Source organism: Thioalkalivibrio sp. AKL10 (assembly GCF_000381845.1).
Lineage (GTDB): Bacteria > Pseudomonadota > Gammaproteobacteria > Ectothiorhodospirales > Ectothiorhodospiraceae > Thioalkalivibrio > Thioalkalivibrio versutus.
Map to the genome: position 1 here is coordinate 440,815 of NZ_KB907142.1, position 26,568 is coordinate 467,382.

Below are 26,568 nucleotides of genomic sequence, written 5' to 3' on the forward strand. Positions count from 1 at the left end.
GCTAACGCCGCCAGAAGGCGGGCGACAGAAGCACCAGCACGGTAAAGATTTCCAGGCGCCCCATCAGCATCGCAACCACCAGGACCCACTTGCTGAAATCGTTGATCGACTGGAAGTTGGGCCCGACCTCGCCCAGACCGGGGCCCAGGTTGTTCAGCGAAGCGGCCACTGCCGAGAACGCGGTCACCTGATCCAGACCGGATGCCATCAGCCCCAGCATCATCACTACGAACACCATCACGTAGGCCGCCAGGAAGCCCCACACCGCCTGCACGACGCGATCCGGGGCCTCCTTCCCGTTGACCTTCACGGCGATCCGCGCGTGCGGGTGGATCAGACGCTTGATCTCGCGCAGCCCCTGCTTCACCAGCAACAGCACGCGCACCACCTTCATGCCACCACCGGTGGAACCGGTACAGCCACCGATGAACGACAGGAGGATCAACAACACAGGCAGGAAACCGGGCCACAGGTAGAAGCTGTCTGTGGCATAGCCCGTCGTGGTCGCAATGGACACGACATGGAAGACCCCGCGGCGCAATGCATCCCCGAACTGATCGGTAAACCCGCTCCAGAGCATGAAACCGACCACCAGGACGATCGCCGAGCCGAGCACCAGGAGGTAGGCGCGTAACTCCTCGTCCCGCCGGTAAGGCTTCCAGGTCGCGCGGTGCAGCACCAGAAAGTGGAGAGCAAAGTTCATCCCGCCCAGAACCATGAACGCGATGGCGACCATCTCGATCGCCACGGAGTCGAAATGACCGATGCTGGCGTCATAGGTCGAAAAGCCACCAATCGCCACGGTGGTGAAGGAGTGCGCGATCGCATCGAAGGCATCCATGCCGGCGGCCCAGTAGGCCAGCGCGCAGGCCACGGTCAGGCCCAGGTAGATGTACCAGAGGTTGCGCGCGGTCTCGGCGATACGCGGCGTCAGCTTGTTGTCGCGGATCGGCCCCGGAGTCTCGGCCTTGAACAGCTGCATGCCGCCCACGCCCAGCAGCGGCAGGATGGCCACCGCGAGCACGATGATCCCCATGCCGCCCATCCATTGCAGCTGCTGGCGATACCACAGCAGCGCCCGCGGCAGATCATCCAGCCCGGTCAGCACGGTGGCGCCGGTCGTGGTCAGGCCGGACATCGACTCGAAGGCGGCATCGGTGAAGGACACCTGCAGGCTCGGGTCGAGGTACAGCGGTGTCGCCCCGGCGATCCCCAGCCCCAGCCAGAACAGCACCACCAGGATGAAGCCGTCGCGCGCCTGCAGCTCCTGGCGCATGCGGTACAACGGCGCCCACAGCAGCCCGCCCATCAGCAACAGGAGGGCGAAGGCCTGCAGGAACACGTACGCGGTGGACTCCCCGTACAGAAAGCCGATGGCCGCCGGCGGCAGCATCGCCAGACTGAACAGCGTCAGCAGGACACCCAGCAGCCGGGCCGTAGAGGCGAGATGGAGCATCCGCGCGCTGCGCCTAGAAGAACAGCGCCGTGGGCTGGAACAGGCGCTGCACCTGCTTCACCTTGCGCCGATCGGTCACGAACAGAATCACGTGGTCGCCGGCCTCGATGACCGTGTCGCGATGGGGGATGATGACCTCCTCGCCCCGCACCACCGCGCCGACGCGAGTGCCCTCGGGAAAGTCGATCTCGTCGATCCGGCGGCTGACCACCTGCGACGTCCGGGCATCGCCGTTGACCACGGTCTCGATCGCCTCGGCTGCACCGCGGCGCAGGGCATGCACGGTGGCGGTTCCGCCCTCGCGCACCCGCGCCAGCAGCGCACCGATGGTCGCCTGCTGTGGCGAGATCGCGACATCGATCGTCCCGCTTTGCAGCAGGTCCACGTAACTCGGCCGATTGATCAGCGACATCACCTTGCGCACGCCCCAGCGCTTGGCCAGCATCCCGGCGAAGATGTTCGCCTGGTCGTCGTTGGTGACCGCGCAGAACACGTCGCTGTGCTCGACGTTGATGGATTCGAGGAAGCGGTCATCCGAGCTGTCCCCGTGCAGCACCAGCACATTGCTGGGTAGCGTCCGCGCCAGATGATCGGCACGTTCGGAATCGCGTTCGATCACCTTGACCCGGTAGCGCTTGCTAAGCGTCTCGGCCAGGCGCTCGCCGATGTTGCCGCCACCGGCCACCATGATCCGCTTGTAGGGCTTTTCCAGCTTGCGCAGCTCCGAGGTCACCGCGCGGATGTTCTTCTTCGCCGCGACGAAGAACACCTCGTCATCGGCCTCGATCACCGTGGAACCATCCGGCTGGATCGAGCGATCCTTGCGGAAGATCGCGGCCACCCGGGTCTGGATGCCCGGCATGTCGTTTTGCAGATTCTTCAGCTCGTGCCCGACCAGCGGGCCACCGTAGTAGGCGCGCACCCCCACCAGCGAAACTCGGCCCTCGGCGAATTCCAGCACCTGGAGCGAACCGGGGTGCTCGATCAGGCGCTGGATGTGGCTGGTCACGATCGCCTCGGGCGAGATCAGCATGTCCACCGGCATCGCGTCCTGGGCAAACAGCGCCGGGGTCTCGTGGTAGTCACGGGCCCGCACCCGGGCGATCTTGGTCTCGATATTGAACAGCGTGGAGGCCACCTGGCAGGCGACCATGTTGGTCTCGTCCGAGTTGGTGACCGCGATCAGCATGGACGCGTCCTGCGCACCGGCTGCCTCCAGCACCGAGGGGTGCGCGGCAAAGCCGTGCACGGTCTTGATGTCGAAACGATCCTCCAGCTCCGCCAGCATCTCGGCGCGGTAATCGACCACCGTAATGTCGATCCCGTCGGCGCTCAGCGCCTCCGCCAGCGACTGACCGACCTGCCCGGCCCCGAGGATGATGATGTGCTTCATGCGTCTCCCGTCCCGGAGCAGGTTCAGCTATCGGATTTCACGCGCTTGGGGTCGATCCCCAGCGCCTTGAACTTGCGGTACAGGTGCGTGCGCTCCAGCCCCACCCGTTCCGCCAGGCGCGTCATGTTGCCCTCGGAGCGCTCCAGCTGTTGCTGCAGGTATTCGCGCTCGAACTGTTCGCGCGCCTCGCGCAGCGGCAGATCGGGGATGGCGACCGTCCCCTCGCCGCCCTCCTCGGCGCGCTGCGGCTGCCCGCTAAGGGTACGTTCCACCTCGTCGCGGGTGATCTCGTCGCCGGAGCCCAAAATCATCAGCCGCTGCACCAGGTTGCGCAGTTCGCGCACGTTGCCCGGCCAGTGGTACTGCTGCAGCCGTTCCAGGGCCGGACGCTGGAAGGCGCGCGGCGGCAGCCCCTCCTGCTGGTGCAGGTGGCGCATATGACACTCCAGCAGTTCCGGGATGTCTTCGGGGTGCTCGCGCAGGGGCGGGATGGTCAGTGGCAGGACATTCAACCGGTAGTACAGGTCCTCGCGGAAGTGGCCCTGCTTGACCGCCTCGGCCAGGTCGTACTGGCTCCCTGCGATCACGCGCACGTTCACGCTGATGGGCTGGTTGCCGCCGATGCGGGTGATGCGCTGGGTATCCAGCGCATGCAGCAACCGCCCCTGGGTCTGCAGATCCATCTCCGCGACCTCGTCCAGGAACAGCACGCCACCCGCCGCCTGCTCCAGCAGGCCATAGCGCACATGTTCTCCCTGCTCGCTGCCGAACAGCTCGGCGATCGCCTCCTCGCCCGAGAGCGACCCCACCGAGACCACGATGAACGGGCTTTCGCGGCGCGCGCTGCGCGCATGCAGCAGCCGCGCGAAGGTCTGCTTGCCAACGCCTGGCTCACCGGTGATCAGCACCCAGGTATCGTGCTGCGCCATGCGCTGCACCTGGTCGCGCAGGTTCACCATGGTGGCGCTGTCGCCCACCGGGTCGGCCACCGTACCGGCGTGGCGCTTCAGGCCCACGTTCTCGCGCTGCAGGCGTGCGGCCTCCAGGGCATTGTTCAGGGTGATCAGCAGCTTGTCGATGGACAACGGCTTCTCGATGAAGTCGTAGGCGCCCAGGCGCGTGGCATCCACAGCGGTCTCGACGTTGCCGTGACCGGAGATCATCACCACCGGGCAGGGCAGCCCCTCGTCATCGCCCCACTCCTTGAGCAGGGAGATCCCGTCACCGTCCGGCATCCAGACATCCAGCAGGATCAGGTCCGGGCGGCGACTGCGACGCTGTGCCTTGGCCTCGGCCACGGAGCCGGCGAGTGCTACCTGATAGCCCTCGTCCTCCAGCACATCCTGCAGCAGCATGCGGATGTCCGGCTCGTCGTCGACTACGAGTATGTAGGCTTCGCTCATTCGGGCTCCTCGTGAACCACCGGACCATGCTCCACCGGGATGCGGATGCGGAAGACCGCCCCGCCCGGCCCGGACTCTGCATTATGGCACTCAATCATGCCGCCATGCTCCTCCACGATCTTCTGCGCGACGGCCAGACCGAGACCGGTTCCACGCGGCTTGTCGGTGGTGTAAGGCTCGAAGATACGCTCGAGGAACTCCGGCTTGATGCCCGGGCCGGTGTCGATCACGCGCAATTCGATATGCGGCCCGGCCGAGTCGTCGAGATACGCCGTGGCGACATGCACCTCCATGTCCTCGTGGCCCTCGCCCGCCTCCAGGGCGTTCTTGATCAGGTTGTGCAGCAACTGGCGCAGACGCCCGGCGTCGCCATGGATTCGCGGCAGGGACGCATCCAGCGTGACATCGACGCGCGAGCGCCCGTCCTGGTCCAGGTACAACTCGCAGACGTCCCGGATCAGCTGGTTCAGATCCACCGACGCGCGCTCCAGCTGCGGGGCCTGGGCATAGTCGCGGAAGGCGTTGACCAGGGTCTTCATCGCCTCCACCTGCTGCACGATGGTACCGGTGGCGCGATCCAGCACCTCGCGATCCGCCCCCTCCAGCACCTTGCCCAGACGCCGCGACAGGCGCTCGGCGGACAGCTGGATCGGGGTCAGCGGGTTCTTGATCTCGTGCGCCAGGCGGCGCGCCACCTCGCCCCAGGCGGCGTCACGCTGGGCCTTCAGGAACTCGGTCATGTCGTCGAACACGATCGCGTGCAGACCGCGGCTGGACCCCGAGGTCGGCAGCCACACGGCACGGGTCATCAGCACCTTGCGCCCGCTACGGGTAAACACCACCACCTGGCGCGACCATTCTTCTTCCTGGCGCACCAGGGCATCGCTGATCGCCTCGAAAAACTGCGCCACCAGCGGGCACTCGGCGCCCACCTCCGACATCACCCGGGTGCGCGCCCGCTGCAGGTCGCACTCCAGGATCTCGCTGGCCGCGGCGTTCGCGGTACGCAGGCGCAGGCTGCCATCCAGCGCCAGCACGCCGGAGCGCAAGTGTTGCAGCACGCTCTCCAGATAGGCGCGCTCGGCGTCCAGCAGGCGGCGGTTGCGTTCCGCCTCGTCGCGCGCCTCGTTCAGGGTGCGCGTCATGGTATTGAACGACTGCACCAGGAAACCCAGCTCGTCGGCGCGCTGCACCGCCAGGCGGGTGCTGTAGTCGCCCTGGGCGACCATGCGTGTGCCCTGCACCAGGTCGGAGATCGGGCGCACCATGCGCCGCGCCACCAGCAGCCCGGCCCAGAGCGCGGCCATCAGCGAGATCGCCAGCGCCAGTGACAGGGTGAACACAAAGCCCTGGATCATCGGCCCGCGCAGGTAGGCGAATTCGCGATAGTCGGCGAAAGCGTCCTGCACCCGTAGCGACAACGCGCTCATGCGCGGGTCCACGGGATAGATGCCCTGCAGGATACGGTTCTCCGAGCCCGGGCGGCGGCTGCTGGTGGTGGCCACCACGCGGATGATCAGCGAGCCGTCGGGCTGCGGCTCCAGCCGCGAATACGGCTGTTCCGGGCGTACCCGCATCAGAATGTCGGACCCGGGCGGGGTCGGCAGACGACGGATTGGGCTGTCGGTGCTGGAGGCGATAATGCGGTTGTTGGAGCCGACCAGGGTCAGCTCCTGCGCCCCGACCTGGCGGCGATAGTCGTTCAGGGCCAGCGGCACCAGCCCCTCCGAGACCCCCTCGAGATCGCTCATCAGTTCCTGGGTCTCGTTCGCCAGCTGGCGCACCCGCAGATCCAGCGACGAGCGCGACAGCTCCAGCGCATCCTCCAGCGCCGACTCCACGCGCACGTCGAACCAGGAATCCACGCCCTCGTTCAGGAACTTGAAGGAGAAGTAATAGACAACGGACACCGGCAGCACCGCCACCAGCATGAACACCGCAACCAGGCGCAGCGTCAACCGGCTGCCGGGGACCCCGCGGCGATACTGGATCGCCATGCGCGCGACCTGATAGATGATCAGCCCGCCCAGCGCCACCAGCACGGCGACGTGGAACACCAGCAGCCACAGAAACAGCTGCTCGAAGCGCGCCTGGTTCTGCGCGGCATCGCCCATCACCACCAGCGAGGTCAGCAGCAGCACGAACAGGAGCCCGATGCCGAACAGCCCCCACGGGAAGCCCCTTAGGGAAACGCTGATCAACGTACACCCTCGCGTTGGTAACCCAGGTTTTCCGAAACAAGGCGCGGTCCGCAGCCGGTAGCCATTCTACCGGCAAGGGCCGCAACGCCGGATCGGAGAACCTGGGTTACCAACCCCACGAACCATTGAAAGCAGGGGCTCGGCCGCCCGTTGTGATCAAAAACGGGCCTGCGCACGGCGTTGCGGCTCCCTTGTGCAGAATGACTGCACGGCAGTCGCCGCGCCTTGTTCGCACGCAAAAGCGACTCGAGCGCGAGCGTGTACGTTGACCAGCGTTTCCCTAATCCAGCGACCATCGCCGCCACTCCTGTCGTGTCGTCAGATCACCGCGCAACCCGGCATCCAGCTGCAGGGGCAGAGGCAGCGCCGAGTACACCAGCATCAGGCGTGCCGCCAGGTCGAACTCCCCGGGATTCGGGCGCGCCGAAGCGGGAATGCCGTCCAGGCGCAGCCGGCCCAGCCGCCGGGCGACCTGGTCCAGGGCATCCCCCAGGGTCGGTTTCAGATCCATGCGCTCGTCGGTCACCGCGGTTACCAGGTAATGCCGGTTCAGCGCAAAATATTGCAGCTGGACCCGGCGGGTCTCGCTCGCCAGGGTGTCGCGCCCCACCCGGCGACCGCGCTCCAGACGGGTTTCCGCCTCGAACTCCAGGGTCACGCCGTTGGCCAGGGCAGCTTCCAGCACGGCGGGCAGACGCATGTCGATATCGAGACGCACCAGCACGGTGGTGTCGTCCAGCCACAGGTGATTGGCGCCGCGGATCTCCACCGCCGCGGCCGGCACAGGCAGCGCCAGCAGAGCAAACAGGCAGCACAGCGCCACGAAGGGCCCGCGCCACGGGGAGGCGCCGCTCGGCATCAGGGGGCCTGCTTCTCCAGGAGCGCATAGTAGAAGCCATCACCGCCCTCGAGACCCAGCGGCAGCGACACGCCGACCTCGCGCGGCCGGCCTCCGGGGATCCCCGCATCGCCGTTCACGGGAAGCACCCGCGCATCCGCGGTCGCGGCCACGAACGGGGCCACAACGGCCTCGTTTTCCGGCGACAGCAACGAGCAGGTGGCATACAGCAGCCGCCCGCCCGGGCGCAGCAGCTGCCAGGCGCCGGCCAGCAGGCGGGCCTGCTCCGCCGCCAGGCGCGGGATGTCCTCGGCTCGACGCAGGGTCTTGATATCCGGATGACGCCGGATCACGCCGGTGGCAGAACAAGGCACGTCCAGCAGGATCGCGTCGAAGGCCTGGCCGTCCCACCAGTCGTCGGCGGCCTCCAGGTCGGCGGCGACCAGCCGGGCGTCGAAGCCCAGCCGGTCGAGATTCTCGCGCACCTGCTCCAGGCGTTCCGGGTCGTTGTCCAGCGCGGTGAGGTCCAGTTGGCCACCGGCGCGCTCCAGAAGGTGCCCGGTCTTGCCGCCCGGAGCCGCACAGGCATCCAGCACCCGCTCGCCCGGCTGCGGATCCAGCAGGTGCCCGGCCCATTGCGCCGAGGCGTCCTGGACCGACAGCGCCCCGTCGGCAAACCCCGGCAGCGCCCCGACGTCGACCGGATTTTCCAGGGTCAGCGCGCTGGCGAGCACCGGGTGCGGCCGCGCCGGCGTCCCCGCAGCGGCCAGCGCCTCCAGCGCCGCCTCGCGGCTGTCACGGTGCAGGTTCACACGCAGGGTCATCGGAGCCGGCAGCGTCGAGGCCTCCAGCAACGCCTCCCAGTCCTCGGGCCAGGCGTCGCGAATCGCCTCCAGCAACCAGTCCGGGACCGCATAGCGCAGGCCCGGCTCCGCCTCGATCCGGGCGGCCAGCGCATCCTGCTCGCGCAGGGCGCGACGCAGAACCGCGTTGATCAGCCCCACCGCGCCGGGTCGATGGATCTCGCGCGCCAGCTCGGCCGTCTCGCGCACCGCCGCATGATCCCGCGTACCGAAATGCAGCACCTCGGCCAGGCCCTGCGCCAGCAGCACGCCGATCACGGCATCCTTCTTGCGCAGCGGCCGCTCGAGAAACCCGCCGACCAGGCCCTCCAGCTGCGGATACCAGCGCAGGGTGGTGTAGGCCAGGGCCTGCACCCAGGCGGCATCGCGCGGCGCGAGCCCCTCGGTCACCAGCTCCACCGCCCGGGTCAGCGACTGCCCCTGCAGCACCACGCGTTCGACCGCCTCCAGCGCACGCTGACGCGGTGAACGCGAATCCACCCGCGAGGGCACCACACGCTTTTGCTTGCCTGCCATCAGACCGCCCCCGTCAGGGTCTGGCCAACCAGGTCGGCATTACGAGCCCAGTCGGCCGCCGCGACCGGGCGACGTCCCGGCAGCTGCACCGTTTGCAGCCGCAGGATGCCGTCGCCCGTGGCCACGTCGACGCCGTCCACCCCAGTATTTCGAATCGTCCCCGGCGCCGCATCGGCCGGTTCGGCAAGAGGGGTCGCGGCATACACCCGCACCACCTGCCCCTGCCAGCCGGTCTGGGCCACCGGCCAGGGGTTGAAGGCACGTACCTGGCGATCCAGGGCGACGGCCGGTTGCGACCAGTCCATCCAGGCCTCCTGTTTCTCCAGCTTGCGGGCATAGGTGGCCTGCGCATCATCCTGCGGCAAGGGGGCGGACTCGCCAGCGGCAATCGCCGGGAGCTGCTCGACCAGCAGTTCGGCACCTTCACGGGCGAGAACGTCGTGCAGGCTTCCAGTGGTGGTCTCCGGTGTAATCGTCACACCCCGGCAGGCATGCACCGGGCCGGTATCCAGCCCCGGGGCCATCTGCATCAGGCAGACCCCGGTCTCGGAGTCCCCTGCGAGGATGGCACGATGAATCGGCGCCGCGCCGCGCCAGCGCGGCAGCAACGAGGCATGGATATTGAGACCGCCCAACGGCGGGATCGCGAGCACCGCGCGCGGCAGGATCAGCCCGTAGGCCGCCACGATCAGGATATCTGGGCGCCAGGCCGCGAGCGCCGCCTGGGCCTCAGGGGATTTGAGGCTCTCCGGCTGCACCACCGGCAGCCCCGCGGCCTCGGCGACCTGCTTGACCGGGCCGGGGCGCAACTTGCGTCCGCGCCCCGCCGGGCGGTCCGGCTGGGTGTAGACCGCGACCGGCGCATGCCCGCTCTCGATCAGGGCCTGCAGCGCCGGGACTGCAAAATCGGGCGTCCCGGCATAGACGATGCGCAGGGAGTCGACGTCCGTGTCCGCCACCCCCATCAGACCGCGGGGACCGCGGCCTTGTCACCCGCCCCGGTGCGGACGCCCTGCTTCTCCAGCTTCTTGCGAATGCGGCCGCGCTTCAGGCTGGACAGGTAATCGACGAACAGCTTGCCGTCGAGGTGGTCGATCTCGTGCTGGATGCACACCGCGAGCAGCCCGTCGATGTCCAGCTCGAAGGGCTGGCCATCGCGCCCCAGGGCGCGCACGCGGATGCGGTCGGCACGCTGCACCTTTTCGTAGAAACCGGGCACGGACAGGCAACCCTCGTCCATCTCCTCCTCGCCGGAGGTTTCCAGGATCTCGGGGTTGATCAGGGCATGCGGCGCGCTCTGATCATCGGAGATATCCGCCACCAGCACACGCTTTTGCACGTTGATCTGGGTGGCCGCCAGGCCGATGCCCGGGGCCTCGTACATGGTCTCGAACATGTCGTCCACCAGGGTACGAATCTCGTCATCCACCTCGGCGACCGGCTCGGCCTTCAGGCGCAGCCGGGGATCGGGGAAGTGCAGGATTTCACGCTTGGCCATGAAAAAACCTCAAACTTTGTACTGTACAGACGTCGCAATTCTGCTAACGTTGGACCGCAATATCCGCGGAGTTGCGTCATCCGAATGGGGCCGGGCCACAGGAAGGCTCGGGGAGCGCGCGGACCTGACAGGGGACACCAAAATGTACAAGACCAGGGCCACCACGACCTTCGTTCTGCCGGGCATTCTCTTCAGTGTAACGCTGTTGCTGAGCGCCTGCGCGGCCACGCCAGAGAATGGCAGCGCCGAAACGGCCGCATCCGGCACCAGCGAAACGCAAGCTGCCGCCCGCGAGTCGCGCAACGCACTGGAACAACGCAGCTCCGCCGAGGCCGAGCCGGAGATCCGCGAATCCGCGCCGGAACGCTACGTCGTCAAGAAGGGCGACACGCTCTGGGATATCTCCGCGATGTTCCTGCAGGACCCGTGGTACTGGCCGGAGATCTGGCTGGTCAACCCCGAGATCGAGAACCCCCACCTGATCTACCCGGGTGACGTGCTGAGCATTCATTACGTGGATGGCCAGCCGCGCATCATGGTCGACGGCGGCCCGCGCGTGCGCCCGACCCATCGCCTGTCACCCGAGGCCCGGGTGGTGGAGCGCGACGAGGACATCTCCCCCATCTCCACCCTGCAGTCGTTCATGTTCCGGCCGCAGGTGCTGGATGAAGAGACCCTGGAGAACGCGCCCTATGTCCTCGCCTCGCAGGACGAGCGCGTGATCTTCGGCCCCGGTGACCGCGTCTACGTGCGCAACGCCGAAGACACCGAACAGTACGAGCTCTACCACATCGTGCGCCACGACGGCATGCTGATCGACCCGGATACCGGCGAGGAGCTGGGCGTCGCGACCCTGCCGGTGGGCGAGGCGGAGATCATCGAGCCGGGCAACGTCGCCCGCGCCGATATCCGCAAGGGCGAACGCGAGGCGATCCGTGGCGACCGCCTGGTACCGTACGCCGAAGAGCAGGATCGGCTGTTCGACATTGGCCGCGCGCCGGCCGGCGCCGAGGGCACGATCATCTCGCTGTTCGACGCCATCAGCCAGATCGGCCAGCTCCAGGCCGCAATCATCAACCGCGGCGAGCGCGACGGCATCGAGAACGGTCAGGTCTTTGCGGCCTTCACCGCCGGACGCGAGGTCCGCGACCCGATCAGTGATCGCGCCAACGACGTCGTCACCCTGCCGGAAGAAGAAGTCGGCACTGTGATGGTCTTCCAGACCTTCGAGAAGGTCTCCTACGTGCTGGTAACCGAGGCCGAACGCACCCTGCGCGAGGGTGACAAGGTTCGCGCCCCCTGACCGGACTTGCGGCCCGGCTTCATGCGTGATGCCGGAACGGCGGCCGCTCCGCACCAGGACTGGCTACGCCTGATCAACACCCCTGGCCTCGGCCCGCGGCGCATGCTGCAACTGGTCGAGGCCTTCGGCACTCCGGGCCACGCCCTCGGCGCCCCGGCCGCCGAATGGCAGCGTGCGGGCATCGACCTCAAGCTGGACGATGCCGCGCGCCAGGCCCGCGACAAAGGGGCCGAAGCCGACCGGGCCTGGCTCGATGCCGATCCCCGGCATCACCTCCTGTGCCTCGACGACCCCGCCTATCCGCCCCTGCTGGCCGAGCTCCCCGACCCACCGCCGGTGCTGTACCTGAACGGCAACCCGGAACTTCTGCGCGCCCCGCAAGTGGGGATCGTCGGCAGCCGCGAGGCGACCCCGCAGGGCGAGCGCCTGGCCAGCGAATTCGCGCGCGAGCTGGCCACGGCCGGGCTCACGGTCACCAGCGGCCTGGCGCGCGGCATCGACGGCGCGGCCCACGAAGGCGCCCTGGCCGCGCCCGGCGGGCGCACCATCGCGGTGGTCGCCACCGGGCCCGACCGCATCTACCCTGCCCAGCACCGGCGACTGGCCCACCGCATCGCGGATCACGGCCTGGTGGTCTCGCTCTGGCCTACCGATACCCGCCCACTGGCGCGGAACTTCCCGCAGCGCAACCGGGTGATCAGCGGGCTTTCGCTGGCCACCCTGGTTGTCGAGGCGGCCCTGAAGAGCGGGTCGCTGATCACCGCGCGGCTGGCCGCCGAGCAGGGGCGCCAGGTCTATGCGGTCCCCGGCTCGGTGCTCAGCCCCGCCAGCCGCGGCTGCCACCAACTGATCCGCGACGGCGCCCAGCTGGTGGAGTCGGCCGACGAGATCCTCGACGACCTGGCGGATTGGCTGGGCGTGGCGCCCAACGCCCCTACAGCCCCGGCCGAACCCGCCGGCGAACCGCTGGACCCGGAGCAGGAACGCGTGCTGAACGCGATGGGTTTCGACCCGGTCCCGCTGGAAACCCTGCGCGAACGCACCAAATTGACCATCGAACAGCTTTCATCCATGCTGGTTTTGCTTGAACTTCATGGCCGCGTGGCCGCTCTCGACCACGGGCGTTACCAGCGCCTCGACGCAGGATCCCCCGAATCATGAACGAGAACGTGCTGGATGTGCTCATGTATCTCTTTGAGCACACCATCGACGAGGAATCCGACCAGGAGCCGGACCGCTCGGAACTGGAACGCCACCTGGTGGAGGCCGGTTTCGCCCGGCGCGAGATCGATCGCGCCCTCGGCTGGCTGGACCGCCTGATGAGCGAAGCCCCGTTGGCAGGCCGCGGCGGGGACAGTGCCGCCCAGCGGATCTACGCCCCCGAGGAGCGCAAGCGCCTGGACACCGAGTCTCACGGCTTCCTGCTGCACCTGGAGCAGAACGGCCTGCTGACGGCCGGCACCCGCGAGCTGGTGCTGGATCGCGTCATGGAGCTGGATGCCGAGGAGATCGACCTCGACCAGCTGCGCTGGGTGGTGTTGATGGTGCTGTTCAACCAGCCCGACGACGCGATCGCCTATTCCCGCCTGGAAGAGGTCATGCGCGACGACTCGGGCCCCAGTGCCGTGGATTATCTGCACTGATTTCGCCGTCTTTCGATGGTTACGCGGTAGCCACGGGCGTTTTCCTCATCTAGTCTTTAGCGCCCGTGAACCCGGTTGCATGCTTGCAACCGCCACCGCCCCGACACGGAACCCGCTGCCACGGAGACGGTCCCGAGCCACATGAGCAAGCACCTCGTCATTGTAGAGTCCCCCGCCAAGGGCAAGACCATCGAGAAGTACCTGGGTCCCGACTACCAGGTCCTCGCCTCGTATGGCCACGTACGCGATCTCGTACCCAAGGAGGGCGCGGTGGATCCGGAAGACGGCTTCCGGATGAAGTACGACATCATCGAGCGCAGCGAGAAACAGATCGAGGCGATCGCCAAGGCGCTGAAGAAGTCCGACGACCTGATCCTCGCGACTGACCCCGACCGTGAAGGCGAGGCGATCTCCTGGCACCTCCACGAGGTCCTGCGCGAACGCGGCCTGCTGGAAAACCGGGGCGTGCACCGGGTGGTGTTCCACGAGATCACCAAGAAGGCGATCCAGGAAGCCATCGAGCACCCGCGCGATCTGGCCCAGCCGCTGATCGATGCCCAGCAGGCGCGCCGCGCGCTGGACTACCTGGTCGGCTTCAACCTCTCGCCGCTGTTGTGGCGCAAGATCAAGCGCGGCCTGTCCGCCGGGCGCGTGCAGAGCCCGGCCCTGCGCATGATCGCCGAGCGCGAGAACGAGATCGAGGCCTTCGTCGCACGCGAGTACTGGACGCTCGACGCCCTGACCGAACGCCAGGGCCAGTCGTTCACCGCGCGCCTGACCCACCTGGACGGCAACAAGCTGGACCAGTTCGACCTCAACAGCACCGAACTGGCGCACGACGCCCAGAAACGCCTGACCGACGCCGCCAGCGGCGAGCTCCGGGTCGCCAAGGTCGAGAAGAAGCAGCGCCGCCGCAACCCGGCCGCGCCGTTCACCACCTCGACCCTGCAGCAGGAGGCCTCGCGCAAGCTCGGCTTCACCGCCAGCCGCACCATGCGCACCGCCCAGCAGCTCTACGAAGGGATCGACCTCGGCTCCGGCGCGATCGGCCTGATCACCTACATGCGTACCGACTCGGTGGCCCTGGCCGGCGAGGCGATCGCCGAAATCCGCGGTCTGATCGAGGAGCGCTACGGGGCCAACAATGTCCCCGACAGCCCGCGCCAGTACAAGACCAAGTCGAAGAACGCGCAGGAGGCCCACGAGGCCATCCGCCCGACCTCCGTGCGCCACGTGCCGAACGAGATACGCGATCGCCTGAGCAGCGACCAGGCACGCCTGTACGACCTGATCTGGAAGCGCACCGTCGCCTGCCAGATGATCCACGCAACCTTCGACACCGTCGCCGCCGACCTGGTCCCGGGCGAAACCAGGCACCAGTTCCGCGCTACCGGCTCCACCCTGGTCGACCCCGGCTTCATCGCGGTCTACCAGGAGGGCCGCGACGACACGCAGGACGACGACGAGGACAAGCGCCTGCCGGAGATGGCCGAGGGCGACAGCGTCAAGCTGAACGAAGTCACCGCCGACCAGCACTTCACCGAGCCGCCGCCGCGCTACACCGAGGCCAGCCTGGTGAAGACGCTGGAGGAATACGGGATCGGCCGCCCCTCCACCTACGCCAGCATCATCTCCACCCTGCAGTCGCGCGAGTACGTGGAGATGGATGGCAAGCGCTTCATCCCGACCGACACCGGCCGGATCGTGAACAGCTTCCTGACCCAGCACTTCGACCGCTACGTGGACTACGACTTCACCGCGAAGCTGGAAGACGAGCTGGATGCCATCTCGCGCGGCGAGAAGGACTGGGTCCCGGTGCTGGAAGCGTTCTGGGGCGACTTCCGCGACCGGGTGAAGGAAAAAGAAGAGAACGTGACCCGCGCCGAGGCCGTGCAGTCGCGCGAACTGGGCCCCGACCCGCAAAGCGGGCGCCCGGTCAGCGTACGCCTGGGCCGCTTCGGACCGATCGTGCAGATCGGCACCAAGGACGACGAGGAGAAGCCGCGCTTCGCCGGCCTGCTGCCCGGGCAGAAGATGGACAAGGTCACCCTCGAGGAGGCGCTGGAGCTGTTCAAGCTGCCGCGCGATCTCGGCGAGACCCCCGAGGGCGAACCGGTGATGGTCAACATCGGCCGCTTTGGCCCGTACGTGAAGTACGGCTCCAAGTACGCGTCGCTGGGCCCGGACGACGATGTCTGGACCATCGAGCTGCCACGCGCGCTGGAGGTCGTCGCCGAGAAGAAGAAAAAGGACGCCGAACGCTTCATCAAGAGCTTCGACGCGGAAGGCATCCAGGTCCTGAACGGGCGCTACGGCCCCTACGTGACCGACGGCAACAAGAACGCCAAGATCCCGAAAGAGACCGACCCCAAGTCCCTGACGCTGGAACAGTGCCAGGAACTGATCGCCGCCGCCCCGGAACGCAAGGGCCGCGGACGCAAGGGGGCGACCAAGTCCACGGGCAAGACCGCTAGCAAGACGTCGGCCAAGTCGACCGCCAAGTCGACATCCGCGAAAAAACCGGCGACCAAGAAGAAGGCCACCGCCAGCAAGACGGGCGCGAAGAAGACCACCGCCAAGAAGACCCCGGCGAAGAAGTCGTCTACTGCGAAGTCCGCCAGCGCTGGCGACAACCGCCTGAGTGCCGAACCCTCCGGCGATCGTGGATCGGAATAACGCCCCGCTGCTGACCGCCGAGATCGATCCCGTCGCGCACCACGTGCGCGACGGCGGGGTGATTGCCTACCCCACCGAGGCGGTCTTCGGCCTTGGCTGCCGCCCGGACGCGCCGGAGGCGATCCAACGGATCCTGACACTGAAGGGTCGACCGGCAGCCAAGGGGCTGATCGTGGTCAGCGACCGGCTCGACCGCCTTGCCCCCTGGCTGGCCCCGCTGCCCGCCGACCGCCAGGCCGAGATCGACGCCAGCTGGCCCGGCCCCACAACCTGGCTGCTGCCCGTAACCCCTGACTGCCCCATCCTACTGCGTGGCGAACACGACAGCCTGGCCGTGCGCGTAACCGCCCATCCAGCCACACGTGCGCTGTGCGCCGCCACCGACAGCGCGCTGGTCTCGACCAGCGCGAACCGCGCCGGCGCGGACCCCTGCCGCACCTGGGATTGCGTTGCCTCACAACTCGGGGCGGGCATCGATGCGATCCTGCAGGCAGAATGTGGCGGGCGCGACGCCCCCAGCGCGATCCGCGACGCCCGCACCGGGGCCTGGCTCCGGGGTGAACCGGACCCCGACGCGAACACCGACCACTGATCAACCGGGACGCAGCATGAGCCAGGACAACGTCTCCATCGAGCGCGTAATCGACTACCTGCAGGGCCTGCAGGACCGCATCTGCCAGGGCCTCGAGGGCCTGGACGGCCGGGCCCGCTTCGAGGAGGACGCCTGGGAGCGCCCCGCCGGCGGCGGCGGGCGCACCCGCGTGCTGCGTGAGGGCGCGGTGTTCGAGCAGGCCGGGGTGAATTTCTCCCACGTGATGGGCGACAACCTCCCGGCCTCGGCCACCGCCCACCGTCCGGAGATGGCCGGGCGCTCGTTCCAGGCCACCGGCGTGTCCCTGGTGATCCACCCGCACAACCCCTTTGTTCCGACCTCGCACGCCAACGTGCGCTTCTTCATCGCCGAGAAGCCCGGCGAAGACCCCATCTGGTGGTTCGGCGGCGGCTTCGACCTGACGCCCTACTACGGCTTCGACGAGGACTGCACCCACTGGCACCGTACCGCCGAGGCCGCCTGCCGCCCGTTCGGCGAGCACCTCTACCCGGCGCACAAGAAGTGGTGCGACGAGTACTTCCACCTCAAGCACCGCGACGAACCGCGCGGCGTGGGCGGGCTGTTCTTCGACGACTTCAGCGAGGGCGGCTTCGAGCATGCCTTCGGCTACATGCAGAGCGTGGGCAACGCCTACCTCGACGCCTACGCCCCGATCGTCGAGCGCCGCCGCGCCACCGACTTTGGCGAGCGCGAGCGCCAGTTCCAGCTCTACCGCCGCGGGCGCTATGTCGAGTTCAACCTGGTCTACGACCGCGGTACCCTGTTCGGCCTGCAGTCGGGCGGGCGCACCGAGTCGATCCTGATGTCGCTGCCGCCGCTGGTACGCTGGGAGTACAACTACCAGCCGGCGCCCGGCACGCCCGAGGCCGAACTGTACGAACGCTATCTGAAGCCGCGCGACTGGCTCGCCGAGACTGCCGGCTGACTCCAAACACGCAAGGACCTGGCATGACCGCACCGATCGCCCCCTATCCCGCCGGCCGCCCGCGCCGAATGCGCCGCGACGGCTTCTCCCGCCGCCTGATGCGCGAACACCACCTGCGCGCGGACGACCTGATCCTGCCGGTATTCGTCACCGAGGGCGAGGGCGTGCGCGAGGCGGTGCCGTCGATGCCTGGCGTGGAACGCGTCTCCATCGACCAGCTGCTGGAAGAGGCGGCCGCCGCCGTGCGCCTGGGCATCCCGGCACTGGCGCTGTTTCCGGTGGTTCCGGGCGAGAAGAAGAGCCTGAACGCACAGGAGGCCTGGAACCCCGAGGGCCTCGCCCAGCGCGCGGTGCGCGCACTGAAGGCGGCGCACCCGGATCTCGGCGTGATCACCGACGTCGCCCTGGACCCGTTCACCACCCACGGTCAGGACGGCATCATCGACGACGACGGCTACGTGGTGAACGACATCACCACCAAGGCCCTGGTGAAGCAGGCGCTGTCGCACGCAGCGGCCGGTGCCGACGTGGTGGCCCCCTCCGACATGATGGACGGGCGCATCGGCGCGATCCGCGGCGCCCTGGAGGACGGCGGGCACGTGCACACGCGCATCCTCGCCTACTCCGCGAAATACGCCTCCGCCTTCTACGGCCCGTTCCGCGACGCGGTGGGCTCGGCCGGCAACCTCGGCAAGGGCGGCAAGGAGACCTACCAGATGGACCCGGCCAACGGCGACGAGGCCCTGCACGAGGTCGCGCTGGATCTCGCCGAGGGGGCCGACATGGTGATGGTCAAACCGGGCATGCCGTACCTCGACGTGGTGCGCCGCATCCGCGACGAATTCCGGCGCCCGACCTTCGTCTACCACGTCTCCGGCGAGTACGCGATGCTCAAGGCCGCCGCCGAGCGCGGCTGGCTGGACGAGCGTGCCTGCGTGCTGGAGGCCCTGACCGGCATGAAGCGCGCCGGGGCCGACGGCATCCTCACCTACTATGCGCGCACCGTGGCCGAATGGCTGGCGGAGGACGCGGCGCGATGAGCGAGCCGCGTCCGGATCGCTACGCGGTGGTGGGCAACCCCATTCACCACTCGCTGTCCCCGCGCATCCACACCCTGTTCGCCGAACAGACCGGGCAACACCTCGTGTACGAAGCCCGCCAGGGCACCCCCGGGCAGTTCGCCGAGGAGGTCAACGCCTGGTTCGCCGAGGGGCTCAAGGGCCTCAACGTGACCGTTCCATTCAAGGAAGAGGCCTTCGCCCTGGCCCGGGTGCTGAGCGACCGGGCGCGCCATGCCGGGGCAGTCAACACCCTGTGGCGGGACGGCGACCACCGGATCCACGGCGACAACACCGACGGCGTCGGATTCTGTCGGGATCTCGACCGCCTCGGCTTCGACGTGCGCAATCGCCAGGTCCTGATCCTGGGGGCCGGAGGCGCCACCCGCGGCCTGCTGCAGCCGCTGCTGGAAGGCGCACCCGAGGTGCTGATCATCGCCAACCGCACCGTGGCCCGCGCCGAGGGGCTGGTGGATGCCTTCCGGGATATCGCCCCGGCCACCCGGCTCTCCGCCTGCGGCCTGGACGCCCTGCCGCAGGGTCCGTTCGACCTGGTGGTCAACGCCACCGCCACCGGTCTCGGCGACGATGCACTGGCACTCCCCGAGCACCTCGTCCACGCGGACAGCCTGGCCTATGACCTGGTCTACGGCGCCGGTGCCAAGCGCTTCCTGGACTGGGCCGCCGGTGCGGGCTGTGTACGCGGCAGCGACGGCCTCGGCATGCTGGTGGAACAGGCGGCCGAGGCCTTCTCCATCTGGCGCGGGGTGCACCCCGAGACGGATCCCATTCTGCGTCAACTGCGTCACGAAATCGCTCCCGAATAGCCCACCCACAACCCGGGTTCATGGACGGTTCACGCGCCACAGCGCAAGCTGAACCTATTGCCCCGTATCCGCACGGGGCCAGCGAATACTGGGAGATTCATCATGCAACGCATTCTCGCCCTGGCCGTCACCAGCGCCCTGGTACTGGTGGTGGGCTGCACCACCACGGATCCGTACACCGGGGAAGAACGCGTCTCCCGAGCCACCATCGGGGCCGGCATCGGGGCCGCCACCGGTGCGGTGCTCGGCAGCGTCACCAGCAGTCGCAACCGTACCCAGCGCGCCATGATTGGTGCCGGCATCGGGGCCCTGGCCGGTGGCGCCATCGGCAACTACATGGACCGCCAGGAGGACGCCCTGCGCGAACAGCTGCGCGGCACCGGCGTGAACGTGACCCGCGATGGCGACAACATCATCCTCAACATGCCGAGCAACATCACCTTCGATTTCGATCGCAGCGAGATCAAGCCGCAGTTCCATGACGTCCTCGACTCGGTCGCACTGGTGCTGGAGGAGTTCGACCAGACCGGGATCGAGATCGCCGGGCACACCGACAGCACCGGCCGGGTGGAATACAACATGGACCTCTCCGAGCGCCGTGCCGAGAGCGTGGGTCAGGCCCTGATCCGCCGTGGCGTACAGCCGGTGCGGGTGCACACCATCGGCCTCGGGCCGCACCAGCCGGTCGCTACCAACGACACCGATGCGGGCCGCGAACAGAACCGCCGCGTCGAACTCACCCTGTTCCCGCTCACCGCCGACTAACCTGCACGTTCCGTGCCCGGCACCCCGGCGCTCGCCGGGGCGCCGGGCCGACCCCATTCTGGCGACGTCTCCAGCGCCTCGCGCTGGACACTCCTACCCTTCCTGCGGCAGAATCCCGATCATTCGCTGCATCGTGATTTTTCGGTGCAATCGCGTCCATTCTCGACAGGATCGCTACCGATTCCCCCTGCCATGGCGTCCATACTGCTGCTCAACGGCCCCAACCTGAACCTGCTGGGACAGCGGGAGCCGGAGCGCTACGGCGTACAGACCCTGGCAGACATCGAGACCGACCTTAAAGCCCGGGCGGAACAGGCCGGCGCGACCCTCGACTGCTTCCAGAGCAATCACGAAGGCGACCTGATCGACCGCATCCACGCCGCCGCCGGCGAGGGCGTGGAGCACATCCTGATCAATCCGGGCGGCCTGACCCACACCAGTGTCAGCCTGCGCGATGCCCTGCTGGGCGTCGCCATCCCGTTCTACGAGATCCATATCAGCAACATCCACGCCCGCGAGCCCTTCCGCCAGACCTCGCGCCTGAGCGATGTCGCCGCCGGCCTGGTCAGTGGCTTCGGCGTCATTGGCTACCGGCTGGCGCTGGATGCGGCGCTTGCAGCTATCAAGGACTAAGAGGCTTCCATGGACATTCGCAAGGTCAAGAAACTGATCGACCTGCTCGACGAGAGCGGCATCCACGAGATCGAGATCCACGAAGGCGAGGAGTCGGTGCGCATCACCCGCTCCGCCAGCGGGACGCCCATGGCCGCCGCCCCGGCCCCATTGCCCCCAGCGGCGCCCGCCGCCGCGGCGGCCCCGACCGCAGCCCCGGCGGGCGCGACGGAGGCCGCACCGGAAATGGACGGTCATCGGGTCACCGCACCCATGGTCGGCACCTTCTACCGGGCGCCGAGCCCGGGCTCCAAGCCATTCGTCGAGGTCGGCCAGACGGTGGAGGCCGGCGAGACCCTCTGCATCATCGAGGCCATGAAGATGCTCAATCCGATCGAGGCCGACCAGGGCGGCACCATCCGCGACATCCTGGTCGAGAACGGCAACCCGGTGGAATACGGGCAGCCGCTGTTCATCATCGGATGAACCCATCCGCCGGGCGTCACACCCCCGGCTTCGCTGGAAACAGGTTCGAGCATGTTTGAAAAAATTCTGATCGCCAACCGCGGCGAGATCGCCCTGCGGGTCCTGCGTGCCTGCCGCGAAATGGGCATTGCCACCGTCGCCGCCCACTCCAGCGCCGACCGCGACCTGAAGCACGTTCGCCTGGCGGACGAGTCGGTCTGCATCGGCCCTGCGGCCTCGGGCGAAAGCTACCTGAACATTCCCGCGCTGATCGCGGCCGCCGAGGTCACCGACGCCGGCGCGATCCACCCGGGCTACGGCTTCCTGTCGGAAAACGCGGACTTCGCCGAACGCGTGGAGTCTTCGGGCTTCGCCTTTATCGGTCCGCGCGCCGAGACCATCCGCCTGATGGGCGACAAGGTCTCCGCGAAGCAGTCGATGCTGGAGGCCAACGTGCCCTGCGTCCCCGGTTCCGGCGGCGCCCTGGGCGACGACGCGGACACCAACCTGGCGCTGGCGCGCGAGATCGGTTACCCGGTCATCATCAAGGCCGCCGCCGGCGGTGGCGGCCGCGGCATGCGTGTGGTGCACACCGAGGGCGCGCTGCTGAACGCCATATCGCTGACCCGCAACGAGGCGCAGCAGGGGTTCGGCAATGACACCCTGTACATGGAGAAGTACCTGGAACACCCGCGCCACGTGGAGTTCCAGATCCTCGCCGACAGCCACGGCAACGCCGTGTGCCTGGGCGAACGTGACTGCTCCATGCAGCGACGCCACCAGAAGGTCATCGAGGAGGCACCGGCCCCGGGTATTACCGATGACCAGCGCCAGGCCATGGCCGAACGGCTGATCCGTGCCTGTCAGGAGATCGGCTACCGCGGCGCCGGGACCTTCGAGTTCCTGTACGAGAACGGCGGGTTCTATTTCATCGAGATGAACACCCGGCTGCAGGTCGAGCACACCGTCACCGAGCAGGTCACCGGCATCGATCTGGTGCGCGAACAGATCCGCATCGCCGCCGGGGAACCCCTGGGCTACACGCAGGACGACGTGCGCATCACCGGTCACGCGATCGAGTGCCGCATCAATGCGGAAGACCCCCGTACCTTCATGCCCAGCCCCGGGACCATCCAGCAATACCACGCGCCGGGCGGACCGGGCATCCGCATGGATACCCACATCTACAACGGCTACATGGTGCCGCCGTACTACGACTCCATGATCGGCAAGCTGATCGCCCACGGCAACAGCCGCGAGATCGCGCTGGCGCGCATGCGCGGCGCCCTGGGCGAGATCGTGGTGGACGGCATCCAGACCAACGTCGCGCTGCACCACGACCTGATGATCGACGCGAACTTCCAGCGCGGCGAGACCGATATTCACTATCTCGAGAAGAAGCTCAAGGCACAGGCCTGACCCTTCCCCCTCGCGCCACGAGCCTGATGCCATGAGCCTTGCCGAACTTGAATGCCAGATCAGCCCGGAACAAGCCGAGCCGCTGGAGGACACCTTGTTCGAACTGGGTGCCGTCAGCGTCGAGCTGTTCGACGCCGCAGACGAACCCCTCTTCGAGCCGCCCCTGGGCACCCATCCCCTGTGGTCCACCGTGCGCCTGAAGGCGGTGTTCCCGGACACCACCCAGGCAGACCTCGCCGCCGCCGCGCTGGCGCGCCAGGCGCAGGCCCCGGAGGCGATCCAGGTCCAGGCGATCGAGGACCAGGACTGGGTCCGCGCCGGGCTGGACGGTCTTGGCGCCATCCATTGCGGCGGCGCACTCTGGATCGTGCCCTCCTGGGAGGACGAACCGGCGATCGAGGAAGGCACCTTCGTGCGCCTGGACCCCGGTCTTGCCTTCGGGACCGGCAATCACCCGACCACCGCGATGTGCCTGGCCGCCCTGGCCCAGCAGCCACCGCGCGATCAAGAGGTCCTCGACTACGGCTGCGGCTCGGGCATCCTCGCGATCGCCGCCCTGAAGCTGGGCGCACGCCATGCACTGGGCATCGACATCGATGAACAGGCCGTGCAAGCCACCCGCAGCAATGCCGACTCCAACGCCATCCCGCCCGCACAGATGGAGACGGGGCTGACCGATCACCCTGTGCCCGACGCGGCCTATGACCTGGTGCTGGCCAACATCCTCGCCAAGCCGCTGATCGATCTGGCACCGGAGTTGGCTCGGGCGGCGAAACCGGGCGCACGCATCCTGCTCGCCGGGCTGCTCGAACGCCAGGCAGACGAGGTCATCGCGGCCTACTCTGACACCTTCGATATCGGCGTCGAGGACTGTCGCGAAGGCTGGGCCCTGCTCGGCGGCCGCCGGCGCTAGGGAGACGCTGAGTCATGGACGCGCCCGGCCGAGTCGATCGCTCTCAACGGCAAGGCGCCGCAAGCACAGGATCGCCCGGCTGCAGCAACGCGCCGCAAGCCCATCAACAGGCCCCATCGGGCGAATCCTCGCGACACCTGACGCCCAGCCCGTAGGATGCTGGCCCGCTGCCCCCAATGCGGCGTCACCCACGCCCTCGCCCGCGGGGCCAAGCTCCGCCAGAGGCGAGTGCACTGCTCCAATTGCGATGCCGAGTTCGATCTGTTCCCGGCACTGGAGATCGGCGGCGCGGGCGAACGCGTGTTGGGCCAGGGGCTCCTCCCGGCACGCCAGGCGCCCCTCCACGCCATCGAGCGGGCCCCGGGCGCGGCAATACCCCTCAACATCGAACGCCACGCAAGCCCCCTGGGCTCGGCAAACACGATACGCCGGCGCTCCTGGCCGGGGGTCATGCTGGCCGCCGCCCTGATGCTGCTGCTGGGCGCGCAACTACTGGCAATCCCGCCCGTGGCACCGGACCGGAGCCCCCAGCTGGACCAGGCCCGGGCGCAAGTGTGCGCGGCCCTCCCCTGCCCGACCTGGCACCCGCGGCGCGCCCCTGGCCAAGTCCGCACCTCGGCGCCCGATTTCTTCACCACCAGCGACGGCACTCTGCACCTGCAATTCGTGCTCGAGAGCCCGATCCGGCAGGCCTGGCCGATCCTCGATATTCGCCTGACCGACCAGCTTGGGACGCCCCATGGCACCCTCCGGCTAACCCCCGACGACTACACCGACACCCACGCACCGATGAATGCCCACTCCCCCCATTCCGTGCGTCTGGCCGTTGCCAGCCCTCATGGCCACATCACCGGCATCGAAATCCAGCCCCGGTAATTCCCGGGTCCAAGCTCGCGCGCATTCACATGGTTTCGCGATCGACCGCACCGGAAACCGCGCAGGTTAGCTGCTAGACTGGCCCGCTTGCTCCCGACCCGATAGCCCCGATGCAGCTCGGAACTCACCACTTCCCCGACCCTGTCGTGTTTCTGGCGCCGATGGCCGGGGTCAGCGACCGTCCGTTTCGGTTACTGGCCCGCCGCCTGGGGGCCAGCGCGGCGGTATCCGAGATGGTGACCTCCGACACCCGACTATGGACCAGCGACAAGAGCCGCCACCGCCTGGATCATCGCCAGGAGCCGCGCCCGCGCATCGTACAGTTGCTGGGTAACGAACCCGAGGCCCTGGCCGAGGCCGCACGCGAGAACGTGCGCCGCGGCGCCGACGTGATTGACCTGAACCTCGGCTGTCCGGCCAAGAAGGTCTGCAGCAAGGCCGCCGGATCGGCGCTACTGGGCGAGCCGGAACGGGTGCGCGAACTGCTCCAGGCGCTCACCACCGCGGTCACGGTCCCGGTGACCCTGAAGATGCGCCTGGGCCTCGACCGCGAACGGATCAACGGCGAGACCATCGCGGCCATTGCCGAGGACTGCGGCATTGCGATGCTGACCGTGCATGGCCGCACGCGGGCCGATGCTTATCGCGGAGAGACGGACTACGCCGCCATCGCGCGCATCGTCCGGGCCGTTTCCATCCCCGTGCTCGCCAATGGCGACATCACCGGCCCCGAAAAGGCCCTGCAGGTACTGGATACGACCCGCGCGGCGGGCGTGATGATCGGGCGTGCCGCCCAGGGCCAGCCCTGGCTCCCGGGCCAGATCCGGGCCGCGCTGGCGGGCGAACCGATACCGCCGGCACCCGGGCGCGCCGCCCGCCTGGCCCTGATCGAGGAGCACATTGGCGAACTGCACGCCCAATACGGCGAACCGCAGGGCGTGCGCATCGCGCGCAAGCACCTGGGCTGGTATCTTCAGGGCCTGGGTCTCGACGAGGCCCGCACCCGGGCGGCCCGGGCTGACCTTCTCGCCGCCCCCACGGCCAGCGAACAACTGTGGCGCCTTCGGGCCCACCTGACGGGAATCGCAAGCGAGGCTGCATGAGCATGAACATGCCACTCGAACAGGACCCAGAGGTCCACGAGACGCCGGTTGCAGGCGTCCTCCCGTCCGACTGTGTGCTGGCCGAGTCCGTGCGCCATGCACTGGACCAGTACTTCGAGACCCTGGATGGGCAGAGCAGCCACGATCTCTACGCGCTGGTGATGAACGAGGTGGAGCGCCCCCTCCTGGCCAGCGTGCTGGAGCGCTGCGGGGGCAACCAGAGCCGCGCGGCGGCCCTGCTCGGGCTCAACCGCGCCACCCTGCGCAAGAAGCTGCGCACCCACGGACTGGTGGGAACCAACGGGAACGGCGCCGGAGAATAACCCCCGGCGCCGGCAACCCCATGCGCCCAAACCGAGCCGCCGGGAAGGCGCTTATCCATACGCGACCAGCAGTCGCTCGGATTTGGACGACTGCTAGCCCTTCCAGCCCAAGCGGGTCAGGGCCGTACGATGCAGTTCCGGGGTGGCCGCGGCCAGGACATTCGCGGTCTGCAGGTCCAGTTCGCCGCCAGAGAGGTTGGTGAACACGCCCCCCGCCTCGCGCACGATCACCGCCAGTGCGGCGATATCCAGGATATTCACGTCCGACTCGACGATCAGGTCGATGCTGCCGCGTGCCAGCAGGTGGTAGTGGTAGAAGTCGCCGTAGCCACGGGTGCGGTTCACCTCGGCCGTGATGCCGCCCAGTGCCTTCCAGCCTTCGGCATTCTGCGCCAGGGACTTGAGGTTACCGGTGGACAGGGAGGCCCGCCCCAGATCGGTGGTCTTCTCGACCGCGATCGGGTCGCCATTCAGGAACGCGCCCTGGCCCTTTTCCGCCCAGGCCCGCTCACCAAACTGGATGCCATTGGACAGCCCCAGGATCAGGTCGCCCTTGTACATCAGCGCGATCTGGGTGGAGAAGAACGGGTAGCGACGCACGAAGCTCTTGGTGCCGTCGATCGGGTCAATCAGCCAGACATAGTCGGAATCCATGTCCGACTGCCCGGTCTCCTCGCCGTAGAAACCGTGATCCGGGAAGTGCTCGCGGATCACCTGGCGGATCGCCTGTTCGCTCTCCACGTCGGCCCGGGTCACCGGGGTATCGTCGGGTTTGGTTTCGACGTCGACCCCCGCCTCGTAATAGTGGCGGATTACCTTCTCGGCGGCATCGGCGGCGGCCTGGGCGGCCTCCATGAACGCGCTTCGCGACATGTTCGT

At 68.0% G+C, this 26,568-nt stretch carries 25 protein-coding genes; 16 read left to right on the plus strand and 9 right to left on the minus strand.

Annotated features, from left to right (window positions below; all coding sequences use genetic code 11):
- Position 1: 1 nt before the first annotated feature.
- From G333_RS0102155 to def, 8 genes are all read right to left on the minus strand, one after another.
- Positions 2–1,456, minus strand: a complete 1,455-nt coding sequence (locus G333_RS0102155; RefSeq protein WP_018168356.1) for a TrkH family potassium uptake protein — start codon at positions 1,454–1,456, stop codon at positions 2–4.
- A gap of 13 nt (positions 1,457–1,469) precedes the next feature.
- Positions 1,470–2,849 carry a Trk system potassium transporter TrkA gene (gene trkA / locus G333_RS0102160; RefSeq protein ID WP_018144642.1) on the minus strand — a complete coding sequence of 460 codons (1,380 nt, stop codon included), beginning with the start codon at positions 2,847–2,849 and terminating at the stop codon, positions 1,470–1,472.
- Positions 2,850–2,872: 23 nt separating this feature from the next.
- Entirely contained in the window at positions 2,873–4,252 is a 1,380-nt protein-coding gene (locus tag G333_RS0102165) for a sigma-54 dependent transcriptional regulator (protein ID WP_018168357.1), read from the minus strand.
- Complete coding sequence (locus G333_RS0102170; protein WP_018176246.1) at positions 4,249–6,453, minus strand: ATP-binding protein; 2,205 nt, start codon at positions 6,451–6,453, stop codon at positions 4,249–4,251. The genes G333_RS0102165 and G333_RS0102170 overlap by 4 nt, the downstream gene beginning before the upstream one ends.
- 280 nt (positions 6,454–6,733) lie before the next feature.
- Positions 6,734–7,312: a DUF4390 domain-containing protein gene (locus G333_RS0102175; protein ID WP_018168358.1), complete on the minus strand. Its 579-nt coding sequence runs from the start codon at positions 7,310–7,312 to the stop codon at positions 6,734–6,736.
- Entirely contained in the window at positions 7,312–8,670 is a 1,359-nt protein-coding gene (rsmB, locus tag G333_RS0102180; RefSeq protein ID WP_018938924.1) for a 16S rRNA (cytosine(967)-C(5))-methyltransferase RsmB, read from the minus strand. The genes G333_RS0102175 and rsmB overlap by 1 nt, the downstream gene beginning before the upstream one ends.
- Positions 8,670–9,635 (minus strand): methionyl-tRNA formyltransferase, encoded by a 966-nt coding sequence (gene fmt, locus G333_RS0102185; RefSeq protein WP_019627540.1) that lies wholly within the window; start codon positions 9,633–9,635, stop codon positions 8,670–8,672. The genes rsmB and fmt overlap by 1 nt, the downstream gene beginning before the upstream one ends.
- Entirely contained in the window at positions 9,635–10,168 is a 534-nt protein-coding gene (gene def, locus G333_RS0102190) for a peptide deformylase (protein ID WP_019568137.1), read from the minus strand. The genes fmt and def overlap by 1 nt, the downstream gene beginning before the upstream one ends.
- Before the next feature lie 142 nt (positions 10,169–10,310).
- Between def and G333_RS0102195 the strand changes: the two genes are divergently transcribed.
- From G333_RS0102195 to G333_RS0102270, 16 genes are all read left to right on the plus strand, one after another.
- Positions 10,311–11,471, plus strand: coding sequence for a LysM peptidoglycan-binding domain-containing protein (locus G333_RS0102195; protein WP_018938921.1), 1,161 nt, complete (start codon positions 10,311–10,313; stop codon positions 11,469–11,471).
- A gap of 21 nt (positions 11,472–11,492) precedes the next feature.
- Positions 11,493–12,632, plus strand: coding sequence for a DNA-processing protein DprA (gene dprA / locus G333_RS0102200; protein WP_019627541.1), 1,140 nt, complete (start codon positions 11,493–11,495; stop codon positions 12,630–12,632).
- Positions 12,629–13,114: a DUF494 family protein gene (locus G333_RS0102205; RefSeq protein ID WP_019627542.1), complete on the plus strand. Its 486-nt coding sequence runs from the start codon at positions 12,629–12,631 to the stop codon at positions 13,112–13,114. Before dprA ends, G333_RS0102205 begins: the two co-directional genes overlap by 4 nt.
- A 141-nt stretch (positions 13,115–13,255) precedes the next feature.
- Positions 13,256–15,790 carry a DNA topoisomerase I gene (locus G333_RS0102210; RefSeq protein ID WP_019627543.1) on the plus strand — a complete coding sequence of 845 codons (2,535 nt, stop codon included), beginning with the start codon at positions 13,256–13,258 and terminating at the stop codon, positions 15,788–15,790.
- The gene (locus G333_RS0102215) at positions 15,777–16,382 is read left to right on the plus strand and encodes an L-threonylcarbamoyladenylate synthase (RefSeq protein ID WP_019627544.1); all 606 of its coding nucleotides are present in this window, start codon (positions 15,777–15,779) and stop codon (positions 16,380–16,382) included. Before G333_RS0102210 ends, G333_RS0102215 begins: the two co-directional genes overlap by 14 nt.
- Positions 16,383–16,398: 16 nt before the next feature.
- Positions 16,399–17,328 (plus strand): oxygen-dependent coproporphyrinogen oxidase, encoded by a 930-nt coding sequence (gene hemF / locus G333_RS0102220; protein WP_018144654.1) that lies wholly within the window; start codon positions 16,399–16,401, stop codon positions 17,326–17,328.
- A 23-nt stretch (positions 17,329–17,351) separates the two neighbouring features.
- Complete coding sequence (gene hemB, locus G333_RS0102225) at positions 17,352–18,368, plus strand: porphobilinogen synthase (RefSeq protein WP_019627545.1); 1,017 nt, start codon at positions 17,352–17,354, stop codon at positions 18,366–18,368.
- Positions 18,365–19,213 carry a shikimate dehydrogenase gene (gene aroE, locus G333_RS0102230; protein WP_019627546.1) on the plus strand — a complete coding sequence of 283 codons (849 nt, stop codon included), beginning with the start codon at positions 18,365–18,367 and terminating at the stop codon, positions 19,211–19,213. The genes hemB and aroE overlap by 4 nt, the downstream gene beginning before the upstream one ends.
- A gap of 102 nt (positions 19,214–19,315) precedes the next feature.
- Positions 19,316–19,978, plus strand: coding sequence for an OmpA family protein (locus G333_RS0102235; protein WP_019627547.1), 663 nt, complete (start codon positions 19,316–19,318; stop codon positions 19,976–19,978).
- A 192-nt stretch (positions 19,979–20,170) separates the two neighbouring features.
- Positions 20,171–20,611: a type II 3-dehydroquinate dehydratase gene (aroQ, locus tag G333_RS0102240; protein ID WP_018176254.1), complete on the plus strand. Its 441-nt coding sequence runs from the start codon at positions 20,171–20,173 to the stop codon at positions 20,609–20,611.
- A gap of 9 nt (positions 20,612–20,620) precedes the next feature.
- Complete coding sequence (gene accB / locus G333_RS0102245; RefSeq protein ID WP_018951815.1) at positions 20,621–21,076, plus strand: acetyl-CoA carboxylase biotin carboxyl carrier protein; 456 nt, start codon at positions 20,621–20,623, stop codon at positions 21,074–21,076.
- A gap of 51 nt (positions 21,077–21,127) precedes the next feature.
- A complete protein-coding gene (gene accC / locus G333_RS0102250) occupies positions 21,128–22,474 on the plus strand; it encodes an acetyl-CoA carboxylase biotin carboxylase subunit (protein ID WP_018938912.1) in 1,347 nt (448 codons plus the stop codon).
- A 31-nt stretch (positions 22,475–22,505) separates the two neighbouring features.
- Positions 22,506–23,387 (plus strand): 50S ribosomal protein L11 methyltransferase, encoded by an 882-nt coding sequence (gene prmA, locus G333_RS0102255; RefSeq protein ID WP_019627548.1) that lies wholly within the window; start codon positions 22,506–22,508, stop codon positions 23,385–23,387.
- Positions 23,388–23,615: 228 nt separating this feature from the next.
- Entirely contained in the window at positions 23,616–24,263 is a 648-nt protein-coding gene (locus G333_RS0102260) for a DUF3426 domain-containing protein (RefSeq protein WP_019627549.1), read from the plus strand.
- Positions 24,264–24,373: 110 nt separating this feature from the next.
- A complete protein-coding gene (dusB, locus tag G333_RS0102265) occupies positions 24,374–25,366 on the plus strand; it encodes a tRNA dihydrouridine synthase DusB (RefSeq protein WP_018176256.1) in 993 nt (330 codons plus the stop codon).
- A complete protein-coding gene (locus tag G333_RS0102270; RefSeq protein WP_018144664.1) occupies positions 25,363–25,689 on the plus strand; it encodes a helix-turn-helix domain-containing protein in 327 nt (108 codons plus the stop codon). Before dusB ends, G333_RS0102270 begins: the two co-directional genes overlap by 4 nt.
- Positions 25,690–25,782: 93 nt before the next feature.
- Here G333_RS0102270 and G333_RS0102275 read toward each other — a convergent pair whose 3' ends face one another.
- Positions 25,783–26,544 (minus strand): inositol monophosphatase family protein, encoded by a 762-nt coding sequence (locus G333_RS0102275; protein WP_018176257.1) that lies wholly within the window; start codon positions 26,542–26,544, stop codon positions 25,783–25,785.
- Between the last annotated feature and the right edge of the window lie 24 nt (positions 26,545–26,568).

Excerpts from the sequence above, each read along its gene's own strand:
- G333_RS0102155 (WP_018168356.1), bottom strand. The coding sequence starts at position 1,456 with ATGCTCCATCTCGCCTCTACGGCCCGGCTGCTGGGTGTCCTGCTGACG.
- trkA (WP_018144642.1), bottom strand. The coding sequence starts at position 2,849 with ATGAAGCACATCATCATCCTCGGGGCCGGGCAGGTCGGTCAGTCGCTG.
- G333_RS0102165 (WP_018168357.1), bottom strand. The coding sequence starts at position 4,252 with ATGAGCGAAGCCTACATACTCGTAGTCGACGACGAGCCGGACATCCGC.
- G333_RS0102175 (WP_018168358.1), bottom strand. The coding sequence starts at position 7,312 with ATGCCGAGCGGCGCCTCCCCGTGGCGCGGGCCCTTCGTGGCGCTGTGC.
- rsmB (WP_018938924.1), bottom strand. The coding sequence starts at position 8,670 with ATGGCAGGCAAGCAAAAGCGTGTGGTGCCCTCGCGGGTGGATTCGCGT.
- fmt (WP_019627540.1), bottom strand. The coding sequence starts at position 9,635 with ATGGGGGTGGCGGACACGGACGTCGACTCCCTGCGCATCGTCTATGCC.
- def (WP_019568137.1), bottom strand. The coding sequence starts at position 10,168 with ATGGCCAAGCGTGAAATCCTGCACTTCCCCGATCCCCGGCTGCGCCTG.
- G333_RS0102195 (WP_018938921.1), top strand. The coding sequence starts at position 10,311 with ATGTACAAGACCAGGGCCACCACGACCTTCGTTCTGCCGGGCATTCTC.
- dprA (WP_019627541.1), top strand. The coding sequence starts at position 11,493 with ATGCGTGATGCCGGAACGGCGGCCGCTCCGCACCAGGACTGGCTACGC.
- G333_RS0102205 (WP_019627542.1), top strand. The coding sequence starts at position 12,629 with ATGAACGAGAACGTGCTGGATGTGCTCATGTATCTCTTTGAGCACACC.
- G333_RS0102210 (WP_019627543.1), top strand. The coding sequence starts at position 13,256 with ATGAGCAAGCACCTCGTCATTGTAGAGTCCCCCGCCAAGGGCAAGACC.
- hemF (WP_018144654.1), top strand. The coding sequence starts at position 16,399 with ATGAGCCAGGACAACGTCTCCATCGAGCGCGTAATCGACTACCTGCAG.
- hemB (WP_019627545.1), top strand. The coding sequence starts at position 17,352 with ATGACCGCACCGATCGCCCCCTATCCCGCCGGCCGCCCGCGCCGAATG.
- aroE (WP_019627546.1), top strand. The coding sequence starts at position 18,365 with ATGAGCGAGCCGCGTCCGGATCGCTACGCGGTGGTGGGCAACCCCATT.
- G333_RS0102235 (WP_019627547.1), top strand. The coding sequence starts at position 19,316 with ATGCAACGCATTCTCGCCCTGGCCGTCACCAGCGCCCTGGTACTGGTG.
- aroQ (WP_018176254.1), top strand. The coding sequence starts at position 20,171 with ATGGCGTCCATACTGCTGCTCAACGGCCCCAACCTGAACCTGCTGGGA.
- accB (WP_018951815.1), top strand. The coding sequence starts at position 20,621 with ATGGACATTCGCAAGGTCAAGAAACTGATCGACCTGCTCGACGAGAGC.
- accC (WP_018938912.1), top strand. The coding sequence starts at position 21,128 with ATGTTTGAAAAAATTCTGATCGCCAACCGCGGCGAGATCGCCCTGCGG.
- prmA (WP_019627548.1), top strand. The coding sequence starts at position 22,506 with ATGAGCCTTGCCGAACTTGAATGCCAGATCAGCCCGGAACAAGCCGAG.
- dusB (WP_018176256.1), top strand. The coding sequence starts at position 24,374 with ATGCAGCTCGGAACTCACCACTTCCCCGACCCTGTCGTGTTTCTGGCG.
- G333_RS0102270 (WP_018144664.1), top strand. The coding sequence starts at position 25,363 with ATGAGCATGAACATGCCACTCGAACAGGACCCAGAGGTCCACGAGACG.
- G333_RS0102275 (WP_018176257.1), bottom strand. The coding sequence starts at position 26,544 with ATGGAGGCCGCCCAGGCCGCCGCCGATGCCGCCGAGAAGGTAATCCGC.